This is a genomic window from Fervidobacterium gondwanense DSM 13020, from assembly GCF_900143265.1.
GTDB classification, from domain to species: Bacteria; Thermotogota; Thermotogae; order Thermotogales; family Fervidobacteriaceae; genus Fervidobacterium; species Fervidobacterium gondwanense.
Genome location: NZ_FRDJ01000006.1, coordinates 1 through 14,492, shown reverse-complemented (window position 1 = coordinate 14,492; position 14,492 = coordinate 1). Strand labels below are relative to the sequence as shown.

The 14,492-nt window shown below is 38.0% G+C and carries 15 protein-coding genes and 1 pseudogene; all 16 read right to left on the bottom strand.

Annotated features, from left to right (window positions below; genetic code table 11):
- Positions 1–17: 17 nt before the first annotated feature.
- The gene (locus BUA11_RS06135; RefSeq protein WP_072759506.1) at positions 18–1,337 is read right to left on the bottom strand and encodes a peptidyl-prolyl cis-trans isomerase; all 1,320 of its coding nucleotides are present in this window, start codon (positions 1,335–1,337) and stop codon (positions 18–20) included.
- Positions 1,338–1,414: 77 nt separating this feature from the next.
- The gene (locus tag BUA11_RS06130; RefSeq protein WP_072759504.1) at positions 1,415–3,091 is read right to left on the bottom strand and encodes a peptidylprolyl isomerase; all 1,677 of its coding nucleotides are present in this window, start codon (positions 3,089–3,091) and stop codon (positions 1,415–1,417) included.
- Positions 3,088–4,605: a lysine--tRNA ligase gene (lysS, locus tag BUA11_RS06125; protein WP_072759502.1), complete on the bottom strand. Its 1,518-nt coding sequence runs from the start codon at positions 4,603–4,605 to the stop codon at positions 3,088–3,090. Before lysS ends, BUA11_RS06130 begins: the two co-directional genes overlap by 4 nt.
- Positions 4,606–4,644: 39 nt before the next feature.
- A complete protein-coding gene (gene greA, locus BUA11_RS06120; RefSeq protein WP_072759500.1) occupies positions 4,645–5,115 on the bottom strand; it encodes a transcription elongation factor GreA in 471 nt (156 codons plus the stop codon).
- Between the two features lie 41 nt (positions 5,116–5,156).
- Positions 5,157–5,624: a transcriptional regulator NrdR gene (gene nrdR / locus BUA11_RS06115; protein ID WP_072759499.1), complete on the bottom strand. Its 468-nt coding sequence runs from the start codon at positions 5,622–5,624 to the stop codon at positions 5,157–5,159.
- A 24-nt stretch (positions 5,625–5,648) separates the two neighbouring features.
- Positions 5,649–6,572: a DNA-binding protein WhiA gene (gene whiA / locus BUA11_RS06110; RefSeq protein ID WP_072759497.1), complete on the bottom strand. Its 924-nt coding sequence runs from the start codon at positions 6,570–6,572 to the stop codon at positions 5,649–5,651.
- Positions 6,569–7,546 (bottom strand): gluconeogenesis factor YvcK family protein, encoded by a 978-nt coding sequence (locus BUA11_RS06105; RefSeq protein WP_072759495.1) that lies wholly within the window; start codon positions 7,544–7,546, stop codon positions 6,569–6,571. Before BUA11_RS06105 ends, whiA begins: the two co-directional genes overlap by 4 nt.
- Positions 7,543–8,391, bottom strand: coding sequence for an RNase adapter RapZ (gene rapZ, locus BUA11_RS06100; RefSeq protein ID WP_072759494.1), 849 nt, complete (start codon positions 8,389–8,391; stop codon positions 7,543–7,545). The genes BUA11_RS06105 and rapZ overlap by 4 nt, the downstream gene beginning before the upstream one ends.
- Positions 8,348–9,154: a glutamate racemase gene (gene murI, locus BUA11_RS06095; RefSeq protein ID WP_072759492.1), complete on the bottom strand. Its 807-nt coding sequence runs from the start codon at positions 9,152–9,154 to the stop codon at positions 8,348–8,350. Before murI ends, rapZ begins: the two co-directional genes overlap by 44 nt.
- Positions 9,155–9,159: 5 nt before the next feature.
- A complete protein-coding gene (locus BUA11_RS06090) occupies positions 9,160–9,420 on the bottom strand; it encodes a cell division protein ZapA (protein ID WP_072759490.1) in 261 nt (86 codons plus the stop codon).
- A complete protein-coding gene (locus BUA11_RS06085) occupies positions 9,407–9,658 on the bottom strand; it encodes a hypothetical protein (RefSeq protein WP_072759488.1) in 252 nt (83 codons plus the stop codon). Before BUA11_RS06085 ends, BUA11_RS06090 begins: the two co-directional genes overlap by 14 nt.
- Positions 9,659–9,679: 21 nt before the next feature.
- Positions 9,680–10,192 (bottom strand): site-2 protease family protein, encoded by a 513-nt coding sequence (locus BUA11_RS06080; RefSeq protein ID WP_245789580.1) that lies wholly within the window; start codon positions 10,190–10,192, stop codon positions 9,680–9,682.
- Positions 10,193–10,324: 132 nt separating this feature from the next.
- Positions 10,325–11,683: a B12-binding domain-containing radical SAM protein gene (locus BUA11_RS06075; RefSeq protein ID WP_072759484.1), complete on the bottom strand. Its 1,359-nt coding sequence runs from the start codon at positions 11,681–11,683 to the stop codon at positions 10,325–10,327.
- Complete coding sequence (locus BUA11_RS06070) at positions 11,655–12,410, bottom strand: type III pantothenate kinase (RefSeq protein ID WP_072759482.1); 756 nt, start codon at positions 12,408–12,410, stop codon at positions 11,655–11,657. The genes BUA11_RS06075 and BUA11_RS06070 overlap by 29 nt, the downstream gene beginning before the upstream one ends.
- 33 nt (positions 12,411–12,443) lie before the next feature.
- Positions 12,444–13,940 carry an HD domain-containing protein gene (locus tag BUA11_RS06065; protein WP_072759480.1) on the bottom strand — a complete coding sequence of 499 codons (1,497 nt, stop codon included), beginning with the start codon at positions 13,938–13,940 and terminating at the stop codon, positions 12,444–12,446.
- A gap of 335 nt (positions 13,941–14,275) precedes the next feature.
- Positions 14,276–14,492 (bottom strand): annotated as a pseudogene (locus BUA11_RS06060) (IS110 family transposase); the annotation flags it as partial.

Below are 14,492 nucleotides of genomic sequence, written 5' to 3'. Positions count from 1 at the left end.
TCTCTAATTACTCTTGATCATTCTTCTTCATAATTTGGATTCTCATTCTTTAATTGTTCAAGATATACCTCTGCGGCCTCATCGTCTCCTAAAGCCTCATACATCTTATAGAGATACTCAAGAGCGGTCTGCCTAATTTCAGGATTTGATGAATCGCTTAAGTTACTCAATTCCATAATGTTGTTGTATATATATTGCATTACAGAGAGAGTGTCCCCGTTTTCAATGTAAGAAATAAGTATTTTGGAAAGCTCGACGTTGTATTCAATTGACACCTTTTCGGAATTATCATACTGCTTTAACCTTGCCAAAACTAAGAAAGATTTGTTGCCCAAATCGTATAGTTTGCGGATTCCATTTTCGTATTCTTTCGAAAATTCATCTTGAAGTTTTGCGTCCTCTATAACCGTTAGGATTGCAGATATAGTCCAAGGTTCTTCAGTGGTTAAATTACCGGTGGAATCAAACACATCTTTAATATGATGATTCAATATTTCTTCAGCTGGAATCCCTCGGACTATCTTTACCCAGATTTCATACTCTTTCGCAGTAACGTAGTTAACCTTCTCACTATTGATTTTTTCTTCTATGTATTTTTGGAATTTATTCTGCGAAAGATTAGACTGAACTTCTGCATAGAGCGGAGAATCTTTGAATTGCTCAAACGTTGAAAGATCGTTTAATTTCCTTATGTAAAAAACAAAATTCCCATTCTCTGTCGAGTGCAGTCTCAATTTATTTTCATAATCGCCAAAGAGTATGTCTACAAAAGCATCTCCTGTTTCTGATTTTTTCAGTCCTTCATATGTGTCTGTTTCATGCGTCGACGTTTCTGGGAGAGACTCCAAAGCTTTTTGGAAACCTAATTTTTGCGCCAGCTCGTAGAACGAAGACGCCTCTTCCTGTGTTTCGAAAACCGCATAATCAAAATCAACGTATTGTTCCTCCATGATTTCTGCACGATTTTCATCGTAATATTCTTCCATGTCTTTATCAGTAATTTGTGAATGTTTTTCCTCAAATTCTTCGATGCTTAATCCTTCCTTTTTTGAAAGGTATTCTATGAATCTATCTTTCAGGATTTGGTCTATTACCAACGCTTTAACGTAGGGTTCTTCGAAAATGTGATCGAAAGAACCGTAATAGTCAAGATATGCTTGGTAAATATCTTCAACGTCGCTTTCTGTTATTTGCGAACCTTCAAGTGCTTTTCCGTCCATTTCTAAGTATCCAAGAATCTTAACCTCTGTAGATTGTTGTACAGAAAGAGCAATAACGGGAAATAGAACAACAGACAAAAGTACCAAAAATGAAAATACTCTTCTCAAGTTAATCATACGCACACCTCCAGATTTTGAAGTAGTAGCTCAATAAATAATCCCCCGCACTCCTAATGCGGGGGATTTTTGATTGCTTATTTGTTCTGGCTTGTTTGTGTTGCTTCGTTTGTCTGATTGTTTGTTTCCTTTTGCTTCATCATATCTTCGAGTTCTTTTTCGGCGGTTTCGAAATTAATGCTGTAATCTGGTTTAATCTCTTTAAGTTTTGCGAGGTACTCCTTTGCCGTTTTTGGATCGTCGAGTTGTTTGTTCATATCGTACAGCTTGTAGTACGAATCTGCACGTATCTTTACATCTGTCGAAGTGGATTCAGCAAGATCTGCGAAACCTTGATAGATTTCAAAGAGTTGGTTCATTACGTAGTATGCTCCACCTACTGAGAGGTATGGTTTTATTTGATCATAAAGCTTTGAGTAGTAATCATACGCGATGTCTTTCTTTTCAGGATAGTATTCTTTCATTCTTCTTAATATCTCGAGCGAAGAACCTTTTATTTGGTCGTATATGGACTGAACGATCTTTTTCTCAAATTCTTTGACATCTGCTTTTACTACTTCTAATGCTGTGTCGGTGCTTGCTGCGATCCTATCAGCAACTACTATAAACGCTGCTTTTTGCTCGTATGGAAGATCCGTTCTAACATTTTCATCTTCGCTGAAAAGTTCTTCATACAATTTTTTGTAAGCATTTAATAAATCTTTTTCTTCAGAAGATAATGCAGTATACCAGGTCTTGTAAACCGGATCGTTAAATGCTATGTCTACCTTGTTTTCTTCTTTCCATTTGTTTAAATTCTCAGCAAATTTCTTGTTTTGTAATTCTCCGAGCACTTCACTGTACGCGCTTGAGGCCTTGAAGTTGTCAAATGTATCGACTTTCTGCACACTCTTTACATTAAAAACGAAATATGTCTCATTGTATGGGAACGAAACGATGGTTGATGTTGCATCGAATATTTGTGATTCAAGTTCTTCAGGTAGTGTACCTTTTGTAAGTGTGTAGTCTGTGAAAGTAACAGATGCTTCAGAAGCAGCGGCTGTAACGCCTTTATCCATTGCGAGTGCAACAAAGTTCTGCATCTTTTCTTTCGTATCAAATGTAGCGTATGCGACTTCCGCTTTTGTGTATTTAGTGATTACATCAGCTTTATTCTCTTCGTAATATTTCTTCATCTCGTCTTCAGAAACTGCGCCGAGTTTGTCCTTAACTGCCTGGATTGTTAGTTCTACTTCCTTTTGAGCTTTGAATTCCTTTTCGTAATTTGATATGCTTCCGTACTGCGTCTTAATCTGTTGAGATTTTGATTGGTCTTTCTTTACTGCGTCTACTTCTTTTTTCACTTCTTCTTTTACTTTGGCTGGATCAGCTTTAATTTTGTTTTGTTCGGCGTAGTAAAGTATCACTTTCTTGTTGAGTAGATCTACTGCCACAAGCGTTTTGACGTATGGTTGTTCGAATGCTGGGTCCAATGTTGGGTTATTGTATTGTGCAAGAAGGTCACCATATGTCTGCTCAACTTCTTCTGGGAAAATCCAATACTTTTCGTTTTTCACAGGTGTGCCATCTACTGTCAAGTATCCGACTGCTTCTTCGATAGTCCTCTTTGCTTTCTTTGCGCTCGGTGAGTAGTTAACTGCCAAAGCCCAGAGTGCTATACCTGCGATAAATGCGATAGCTATAACCCAGATGAAAATCTGTTGCCACTTGCTAATAGTTTTCCTAAGCTTTACATCCTTACTTTCCTTACTCATCTTCCTTCTCCCCCTTCTTTTGCTTCCTCAGAAATTTCGATTTCTTCAATATCTACATCGCCTTCAGGCCTTACAAGCGGGAATGCTATGACGTCCCTGATATTTGCACTGTCTGTGAGGAGCATAACGAGCCTATCTATACCAATTCCCAATCCGCCTGTTGGTGGCATTCCATATTCAAGAGCCCTGACAAAGTCTTTATCCATCATGTGCGCTTCTTCGTCGCCAAGGTCTCTTAGCTTGAGTTGGTTCATGAATCTTTCAAGTTGATCAACAGGGTCATTAAGCTCACTGAATGCATTTGCCATTTCTCTACCGTAGATAATTAGTTCAAATCTTTCCGTAACTCTTGGGTCTTCCCTATGCTTTTTTGCAAGCGGCGAAATCTCAACTGGGTGTTCCAACAAGAATGTGGGCTGCACAACCTTGTCTTCAACAAGGTCCCACAGCTTTTCAATCATATGGCCTCTATCGTTTATGTCTATTTCTACACCTCTTGATTTCAGGAACTCAGCCATTTTTTCGTCGCTATCTTCGAGAATATCGATGCCTAAATTTTCCTTGATGAAGTCACGCATCTTAACTCTACGCCACGGCCTTGTGAAATCTATTTCTTGCCCCTGGTACGTGATTTTAGTCGTTCCGTAAAGCTGTTCGACAAGGTATGTGATTAGCTCTTCTGTAAGGTTCATCATATCTTCGTAATCAGCATATGCTTGGTACAGCTCGATAGACGTAAATTCTGGGTGGTGTTTGTATGAGATACCTTCGTTTCTGAATATTTTTCCTATTTCGTATACTTTATCAAAACCGCCGACGATAAATCTCTTCAGATGGAGTTCAGTAGCTATTCTCAAGTACATTTCGATATCAAGAGCGTTGAGGTGTGTGATGAAGGGCCTTGCTGATGCCCCGCCGGTAAGGTACTGCAAAATAGGCGTCTCAACTTCGAAGAAGCCTTTTTGTGTTAAGAATTCTCTTATCATTCTTATTATATCAGAACGCATTCTGAATCTCTTTATTGTTTCATCATTTGCGATCATGTCGACGTATCTTTGTCTGTAAAGTATTTCCTTATCTTTTATTCCGTGCCATTTCTCTGGCATTGGTCTGAGTGGTTTATTGAGTAATTCAAACTTCTCTACAAGTATCGTGATTTCACCCGTATTACTCTTAAAAACGACGCCTTCTACACCTATTATGTCGCCCATTGTTATATGTTCTTTGAAAAATTCATAGTTTTCAGTTTTATCTTTTCTTACGTAAGCTTGTATACGACCAAATGTGTCCTTTATGTGGAAGAACGCACTCTTACCGTGTTCACGGATAGACATGATTCTTCCGGCCGTAGATACTTTTTTGTCTGTGACTTCGCCATTGGCTAAGTGTTCGAAATCTTTTTTTATTTCCTCTGTTGTGTGTGTTTTGTTATATGAATAAGGATACGGGTTGATTCCAAGTTTTCTGATTTCTTCAATTTCCCTGATTCGTTGCTCCCTAAAATCCTTTAACAAGATAAATCCCTCCTATGGATTTACTACTTAAAGCCAAGATTATTCAGCGGTTATATCCATTATCTGATACTTCACTATGCCCTTTGGTGCTTTAATCTTTATTGTCTGACCTTTTTTAGCACCGTTTATTCCTCTACCGAGTGGAGAATCTATGCTTATCTTATTTGCAAATATATCTGCTTCTTGAGGGTTGACAAGCTGTACTTTCATTTCGCTACCGTTCTCAAGGTTTTTAAGGAGTACCCAATCGCCCAAACCGACAGTTGAAGAATCAAAATTGTCACTTATTATCTCTGCATTCATGAGCATCTGTTCGAGTTCATTTATCCTTGAAGCTATTCTTCCTTGTTCATTCTTTGCCTCTTGATATTCTGAATTCTCTGACAAGTCTCCGAGCTCTCTTGCAGCTTTAATTCTCTCCGGAATTTCAAACATGAGTTGTCTTTTTAATTCATCGAGTTCTTGTTTAAGTTTCTCGTAACCTGCTTTCGTGAGTTTCACTTTTTCCATCCGTAAATCCCTCCTACGCGCTCTTTCGCATTTTAAAACTATTAGAATTTACTTTGATTCTCGTTTCTAAGTTCTTTAATGACTTCTATGAACTGATCAATTTCCCTGAAATCTTTGTAAACAGACGCAAATCTCACATATGCAACTTGGTCTATTTTCCTCAGTTCTTCCATCACTATTTTCCCTATCAGTTCAGTGCTGATTTCGATCGCGCCGCTTTTTTGAAGAGTGGAAACAACATTATCAACAATTCTTTCTATATCTTCAGTAGTGACTGGCCGTTTTTCAAATGCTTTTAGCAGTCCATTTAGAATTTTTTTTCTGTCGAATTTTTCTCTTCGACCATCTTTTTTTACAACAGTTATTGGGCCTGTTTCATATCGCTCGTATGTTGTAAATCTTGCGTGGCAGTTGGGACATTCGCGCCTTCTTCGAATTGCTCTTCCTTCGCTGAGTTCTCTGGAGTCCAAAACCCTCGTATCTTCGTAACCGCAGAATGGACATCTCACGTACCTCACCACTCTTATTTGTATTTACACATTTTTTTCTCTCACAAGACTATCGAGTTGATCGTATATTTTCATCAGTTTCCTAACTTTCGTGTATACCATGCTTTTTGTGAGAGGTGGATCATACAGTTCGCCAATTTCTGTAAGTGACAATTCTTCGTTTTCTAATCTCAGCTGAGCAAATAGTCTTAAATCCTCAGGAAGATTTTCAAGCCCGACAGCTTCTTTGATCTTGTTTATAATCTCAATCTGCTTTGCGTTGCTTTCACCAGTTCTTTTGGCATTAGCACTTAAAAAATTAAGTGTGCGGTTTATATCCGCCTTTATCTCTCTTGATGTTATTATCTTTTCCAAATGAGCTGATGCTCTTATAGCTCCCATTAGTTCAAAGAGTTCTTGTATATCTTGCCCGCTTTTGAGATAATATCTATAATTATACCTCAATTTTGTAATATTACCATATACGCCGAGAATTTCATCCAGATTTTTTTGAATATAGTACAGTAGCTGCTCATTGTAAGAAACAATTTCAAAATGATAACTCCTCAATGGGTCAGTTACAGAACCAGTTGAAACAAACAACCCACGCAAAAATGCTCCAAAAAGACCTATATCTTTTTCTATGCCTTCCGGAACAGTGATTATTGAAATCTCGAGCTTTTCAAGAATATCCGTAGGGATAAAAATCTGAACTCTCTTTCTTTGTAGCCGGTTTTTAATCAATGTGAGTTTTTTCTTATCTGTCCCCAATGTATGCATTAAATTCATTATTCTGCGAGCTGCTGGAATAAATCCGACTTCTAATGATATGTAGCTATCAACAGAAGTTTTTACATATGTTCCCCTACCTTTTAAATAACCACTTAACTCAGCACGAGCTTCCTCGATGCTGAGTATTTCGACTTGGCACAATTCACCTTTAACTTCCTCGGAAAATGTGTATTTCACATTGTCACCTCTGATTGTGCTTTATCAATATTTTCTATTTTTGATGTTAGCAGATTAAAAATAGCATTTGCTACTGCGAAAGAGTCGTGCCTTATCCTGTGCTCTGTCTCGTAAAGTACTCGTGAAAAGTGTCCAACGACAAGTCTTGTGTCATCGATGTCAATCTTTACTGGATACGAGCTTTTCTGTGCATATCTTTCAAGTACATTAGATTCAGGTGGTAATGAATGTATTATATAATTTAAATTTGTACCAAGGTATCTCTCTATTTCATAAACGTGGTCTTTCAATGTATAACCTTCTGTTTCACCTGGCTGAGTCATTATGTTACTTACATAAATCTTCAAGGCTTTCGATTTTTTGACTGCGTTTGAAAAACCGTCCACCACAAAGTTGGCGATGATACTTGTATACAAACTTCCCGGTCCAAAAATAATCGCATCACTTTCAACAATTGCATGTTCAACTTCGGGATTGATTTCAACCGGGTTTTCGAGTGTCAATTTTCTTATTCTCTTTCTTGAGCTTTTGCAATATTCTACTATATTTGTCTCACCGCAAATTTCTTCACCATCTTCAAATATCGCTAAAAGCCTTGCCATTTTTAACGAGACTGGCAAGACCTTTCCTTTAATTGCCAAAATGTCTGATACTTTTGAAATGGCTTCGGTAAAGCTACCGGTCATCTTTGTTAAAGCGGCTAACAATATATTTCCGACAGTATGACCCGCCAGCGATCCGTTTTCAAATCTGTAGTTCAAAACTGCGCTAAGGATATTTTCAGAACTTGCCAAAGCTACAAGGTTATTTCTTATATCACCAGGCGGTGGGACGTTTAGTTCTTCGCGCAGTATTCCTGAGCTTCCGCCTTCGTCAGTTATAGTGACAACTGCGGTTAGATTACAATCAAAATTCTTGAGCCCTCTTAAAAGCGTGGAGAGTCCTGTGCCTCCACCAACTGCTACTACTTTCATCCGAGAGCCACATCCCTATGCTCAACCGTTGTTTCGTATCCCGCATTTTCAAAGACTTTTGATAATTCTTCAGCAAAGTATACAGACCTGTGGCGTCCTCCCGTACAGCCTACGGCAACTGTGATTTCTTTTCTGCCTTCAGTTCTGTAGCGAGCTATAGCAAATTCTAAGATGCTTCTGATCTTCTCTACATATTCGTTTACCCCGTCGACGTTCCTTAGAAATTCTTTCACTTCCTCGTTGCGTCCATCTTTTGAGCGAAGTTCTTGAATATAGAAGGGATTTGGGAAAAATCTTGCGTCAAAAACAAAATCGGCATCCAACGGTATGCCGTATTTAAAACCAAAGCTTATCACGTGAACAGTAAAACCAGTTGGTTGTTTACTTTCGAGCAACATTGTAAGCTTTTCACGAAGTTGGTGGGGGTTGAGTTGAGAAGTATCTATCAAGATATCAGCGATGTCGAAAACATCCTTCATCATTTCAGTTTCCAGATCTATTGCCTCGGATATGGAAGTTGTCTGTTTAGAAAGTGGGTGAGAACGCCTGGTGTGCGCAAAACGCTGAATAAGGATTTCCTTCTTTGTTGTTAAGAAAACGATTTTCGTAAATGGAAATCTCTCTTTTACATCTTTTATCGCTTTGATAACATTTCCGAACATGTATCCCCTTACGTCAATAACTATTGCAAGCTTCTCTACACTCGGGAGTACAATGCTTGCAACTTGATAAGCGACCTCTGGCGGAAGATTATCTATGCAAAAGAATCCAAGATCTTCAAGAAGCCCTGCTGCTGTTGACTTACCCGCTCCCGAGTACCCTGTCAATATCACAAGCTCTTTCAAAGTAGATCACCTTCTGTTCAAGTTGAGACACCTCTAAGTGTTTGACTTGGTATGGGTGCCTGAACCCTATTTTCTTCAATTTCTTTTCAAACTCCTCAGGGTTTCCAGTAACATAAAATTCTACGAAAGGTTTTCCACTTCCGACAAGATGTATCACTTCTCTCACCATCTCATCGGCAGGATCTATGATCCTAACATTTTCCATAACCCTTGATATTATGTCTTTCAAGAAAGGAAAATGCGTACAGCCCAAAATTAGCTCATCAGGTTTAAATCTTCTGAAAGGTTCAAGATAGAACTTTACAACAGCCTCTACCATATTTCCATAAAAGATACCTTCTTCAACGAGAGATACGAACAACTGAGCTGGTCTTTGCGATACCTTTTTGCCTCTCTCTTCCAATGCATGTTTGTAGATGCCACTTTGAACTGTTGTGTGAGTACCTATGACTGCAACGCGGTCATATTTAGATGCGTTAACGCCAGCTTGTATTATACTGTGGTATGGTATTTTGAACGCGTGCCTGTATTTTGCTAACGTTGAGTCAGACGTATTACAAGCGGCAAATATCCGCTCGACTTTTCGTTCCACCAAAAAGCCGATTATTTCACGGCTAAAAGTTTCTATTGTCTCTTTTGATTTCGTACCGTATGGGGCACGAAGGGTATCCGCTACGTAAATATAATGGGCCGGTAGCGTCTCAATTAGCTTTTTTAAAACCGAGAGACCACCAATTCCTGAGTCAAACAATCCAATAGTCATCTATCTTATCTTCCCTCCAGAAGCTTTATTTTTTCTTTTACTCGCATGTATAGTTCGTCAATTTGTCTTTGTGAGTTGTATTCTTGTTCAAGCAGGTCACAGACGATTAACACCAAGAGTTCATCAAAAGGAATTTCTTCGTAAAGTGATCTATAAGTCACTTGAAGTTCTCTGAGCCTCTTTTGTACATAATCTATCAATTCATCAGAACCGTCAGTGGCGAACTCATAGTCTTTTCCAAAAACCGATATTTTAACTTTCCTCATGTTCGCTCACTTCCAATATCCTCATCAGGTCTTTAACCCTGACGACCAATTTGTTTATTATTTCCTCATTGTTCCTGAGCAAACTTTCCAGATGATTCTTTTCGCGCTCCAACTCACTTATCTTCTCAATAGCTCTATTGAGCTCATTCCAGAGCTTTTCATTTTCCTTCTTAAGTTCCGTATAACTCGTAACAATACCTTCAACCAATCTCTCGAGTTCTTGCGCTTTTTCATTCATTATACCACGCCCCCTTGCGTTTTACCAGTTTCCAAAAACAATATAGTTTGTAACAGTTGTGATAAAAATGACTAACGGCTGCATTATCAGTGGCAAAATCCACAATACCAGTAGTCCAAGCATAAATATAATACCATAGACATTGAATTTTATGTACCATTCGTACGATTTAGTTGGAAGAAAAGCCAAGAGCAACCTTGAACCATCGAGTGGTGGTACTGGGAGGATAGAGATTAACCCGTAAGTGAAACTCCATAAAGACGCTCTGTATAAGACATCAAAAAATACGGGATTAGCAATCCGTGCTAAAAAACCATACAAGAATGCAAGAACAAAACTTGAAAGTATTCCGAACGAAGCATATGTGAAGAGCTTTTTCTTTCTCATCTTTGTAAAATCTATGAACGGAGCTCTCGTCCAGCCGAAGTTAAAAAATATGAATGCGAAAATTCCAACAGGGTCTATGTAACGAAATGGATTCAAGGAAGGCAATGTTTTTCGGCTTTCCTTAGGTGTTAAAAAATTATAGAACAAGCACCGTAATATCTCTCGAGGTAGGCTGATCAGAACGTAAGCAATTAGACCGTACAGTAAATTCTTAGTAACGGAAAGAAATAATTCTTTCAGAGAATCCCCCTCCCCTTTACATGCTTCTTAATATTTCAATTATTTCCAGCCAAGTTCCTGTTTTTTATTCTTAGCATATTCTTTTACTTCGTGGATTTGTTCGTATGTCATATTATTCCACCAATAAGGCAAGACAGTATTGTTAAGTAACAAGGGATCTTCCAAACCTGTTAACCTTCCAGAGTTCACCAAATCAAGCCAAATATCTGTCCCAACAATTGGCGTAAACTCATTTACGGAGAAATCAATATCGACCGAGGCACAAACATCTATTGCATTTGTAACATCTTCTGGCGACTGTCCCGGCAGATTGATCATTATATACGCGCTCACTTCATTGTGCGTAAATCCGGCTTTGTGAAGAATTTCTGAAGCTCTCACGAGATCTTCATCACGCACTTTTCCGCCAGTGGTTATCTGAAGTTTTCCAGATGTTTCATACCCAAGCTTTATAGTTTTAAAATTCGCTTCGTAAAGCAAATGCGCAGTTTCGTCATCAAGCAATCTTGCATGTATGCCGTTTGGAAGATGGAATCTTAGACGCTTATTCAATCCTTTTTCTAAAATCAACCTGAGAATTGGTTTAAAATGTCTTTCTTTACTTATTAGAATCGCATCATCAAAGAAAACTATATCTTTTACGCCATGCATTTGCGAAAAGGTTTCAATCTCTTCTATAACCTTCTCTGGACTTTTGAATTTCATCTTTTCCCAATTTCTGTGTGCTATACAATAAGTACATCTGTAAGGGCAACCAATCGTCGTCAAAAGCACTACATAACCGATTCGTTGATAAAGTTCATAAGCTGGTGAGAGTTCAGTAAACCAGTCAATATTCGTTTCAGGGATGTTCCAGTCCAAAACATCGTTTAAAAATCTTGGCAAAAACCTCAAATCAGTTTTTGTGAAAATGTAGGCTCCTGAGTTCAATGCTATACGAGGTTGATTTCTGACAAAAAAACCGCCGAAGAATACTGGCACGTCGAGTTCTTCTTTTATTACCCTTATCGTATCGAAATAACCGGGATACCAGTAAGTCAGTGTAGAAGTTACAAAAGCTGAGCCTACTTCTCCTCTATGCTCTCTCAAGATTTTTCTGAATAATTCTTCAGGCATTCCGTATCTTTTGTATCTTCTTGGCATGAAGCTAAGAATTTTTGGTTTTGGTATGACCGTGTGTGGAAACTTACCAGTTCCATAGAACTTATCTCTTGGCACGGTCACTTCACTTTGGAGTAAAGGATCATATCTATTCATCAAATCTATTAAGTCAACTTCTATTCCAAGCTTCTTGAGAAAACTTCCAACATATAATAAGCCTAAAGGTTTAAGCCAAAAGTCGTAAGCTGCAAAGTCTTCTATCCAAGGGTTAACGAGTAGAATTTTTCGTTTCCTCATAGAAATAGTACATCCCTTTCAGTGTCAAATCTTTATCAACTATTCCTTCAACAATATCTTTCACAAAAACAGACTGACCACCTGTATGAATTATAACTGGTTGAGTCTGATATTCTTTCACTATGTTTTCGATAACGTATTTGATAGCTCCCACGGTTGCATTTATTGTTCCTATTTGTATGTTTGATTCTGTATCTTTTCCGATGAATCCATTATATGGCTTGATTTCAACAAGAGGCAATTTAGCTGTACCTTTGAAAAGCGCGTTTATCATCATCGCAAAGCCAGGTAATATCGCCCCGCCTTCATACGAACCGTCTTTGATAACCTCGATAGTTATAGCTGTACCGTAGTCAATGACGATACAATTTTCTCCATAGTCTTTGTAAGCGGCTATGACATCGGCAACCCTGTCAGCACCAATTTCTTTTGGATAAGAGACATTCCATTTAATCTTATCATATCCAAGTGCGCTGACGAAATACACTTGCCCATTTCCGTACTTTTCTGCAAAATACTCAAAAATCACGTTCATAGAAGGCACGACAGAAGAAACAACAATAGGAATGTTTTCAATATATTCTTTGTAAAAGCTCTTCAAGAATGCATACAGCTCATCTTCTGTCTCATAGCGTACCGTTGATAGTCTATATTTCTCAAATTCCTTGCCGTTTCGAGTTAAGGCAACCGTTGTATGAGTATTGCCAACGTCAAAGAGGAGGACCATTTAACCAACCACCTTTTTCAAGATTTTTCCAACTTACCAGCGAGTTGTTATTTCCATAGTTGTCTCTGGCAAGATTTTGTATTTTTCAAGAATTTCCCTTATGTCTTTTGTAACATAAATTCTTATTATTTGAATAAGATTACTCTTCATGAAATTATATGCGGGATATGAACGGACGTACTCTTCAAAAGTCATGAGATGATGTTTCTTGATTATGTATATATTGCTTCTCAAAAATTCTTCCGGATGCACAACTGTGAGTTTGTATGGTGTATCGATTCTGAATATCTCATCGAAATTGCTCATGACATGTTTTATAACTTTCTTGTCCTCTTCATCAGCTATTTCGATTGCTCTTTCAAGCCTTAAACGAATCTTTTGGAGCAAGTCGCTTGCGATTCCTTGACTCACCAATGTTGGATCTACACCCTCAATGGAAAACGGCGTTTCCAGAACAACCTTCCAGAGATTTCTCGATTTTAATCTTTCGATGATTTCATAAGCCATGACTATATCAAGTTCAAGTGGTTGTAGATCGATTTCATACTTTAACAGTGCTTGCTTTGTTTCCTCATCTCCACCGTACTGCTGGACAAGGTTGTAAAAGTTGAATATCACTTCATTGATAATTGTTTGGTCTGTTAGATCGAGGAAAGTTTCCAAATTTGGCACTCTTTCATCTAATCTGAGTGCTTTGTAAGAGAGATCCAAAAGTTCTTGTATCATCATATCTGCGGCTCTGGAAGTCTTATGAAAATAGACATTTTTGTACATCATAAATCTTCCAAAAAGTATTGTATAAATTTCGTCCACAACTTTTGAATCATAGGCCAAAATTTCCTTTCCATCGCGTTCAACTATCATTGAGTTGCGTATCAGCCTATCTATTGCACCAGTGCCAAACCCTCTTGTTCCGGCATAATATGAATCCCTCAGCACAAAATCTAGCCTATCAGCACCGAGTGGTCCTTGGACAATAGCGAAATCTATTGTTCCAGAACTCTCTCCTTCATATACTTTGATTATCTCTTCCATCAATTGTGCGAAGTTCTCTGTCATATTTTCGGAAATCTGCCCGAGTGTTATTTCTAAGTCTTCAACTATTGCTCTCTTTAACTGAGAAGGGGCCTCTTCATACTTTCTTGTCAATTCTTTTGGAAAATATTCTCTCAGGAGTCTCATCCTAAAATCATCATGTCCATCTTTGAAGCCCAACCTTTTGTAAACAACATCATCGAATTGATGGCTAAAAGGACCATGTCCTATGTCGTGGAGCAAACCGGCAAGGCGTAAAACTCTTACTTTGTCAGGTGTGTCATATAGATGCTCAGCATAAACACCGGATAAGTGCATAACACCCAAGGAATGAGCGAACCTCGTATGCGTTGCGCCTGGATACACATATTCAGCTCCAACAAGCTGACTAAGATATCTTAACCTTTGCATCGCTTTGGTGTCTATTGTTATTATTTCAATAGGGTACAGCATGATTTCCGAATAAATTGGATCGCGAGAAACTTTGTAATACACACCCACCACCTCCAATTCACGCTTTTATTTTACCACAAAAGTTGGAAATATAAAAACGTAATGCAATAATTCTTGCTATTTTCTGTATAATATTGTTTGTTCAAGTAAACATATTTGCATTACGGGACGAATTTGTAGTATAATATCACTGTACCAAAAAAGATACGGCTTTGTAAAATTGGGGGGCTACACCGTTTCCACACCATTTAAAAGATTTCCGGTAATAAGTCAAGAGGAGAAAAAATAGAAAAATAAAAAACCTAGTCAACACTTTGACTTTCAATAACTTAATATTTCACTTTCATTCTTCACATACTTGATTTCGTTCTTTTTACCTATTTCATCGGTACATACGGTACGTTGTTCTTTAGTAAATAATACACTAAATTTACTAATTTCCTTGCAGTTAATATTAGCGCTCTCATGTGTTTGTGTGTTGTTGCTTCTGCGTACTTTTTGCGATAATATTCTTTGTATACAGGATCGTATGTCTTTACTCCGTTCGCTGCCATTACTAGGTATGTTCTTAGATACTTGTTCCCTTTTTTCGTT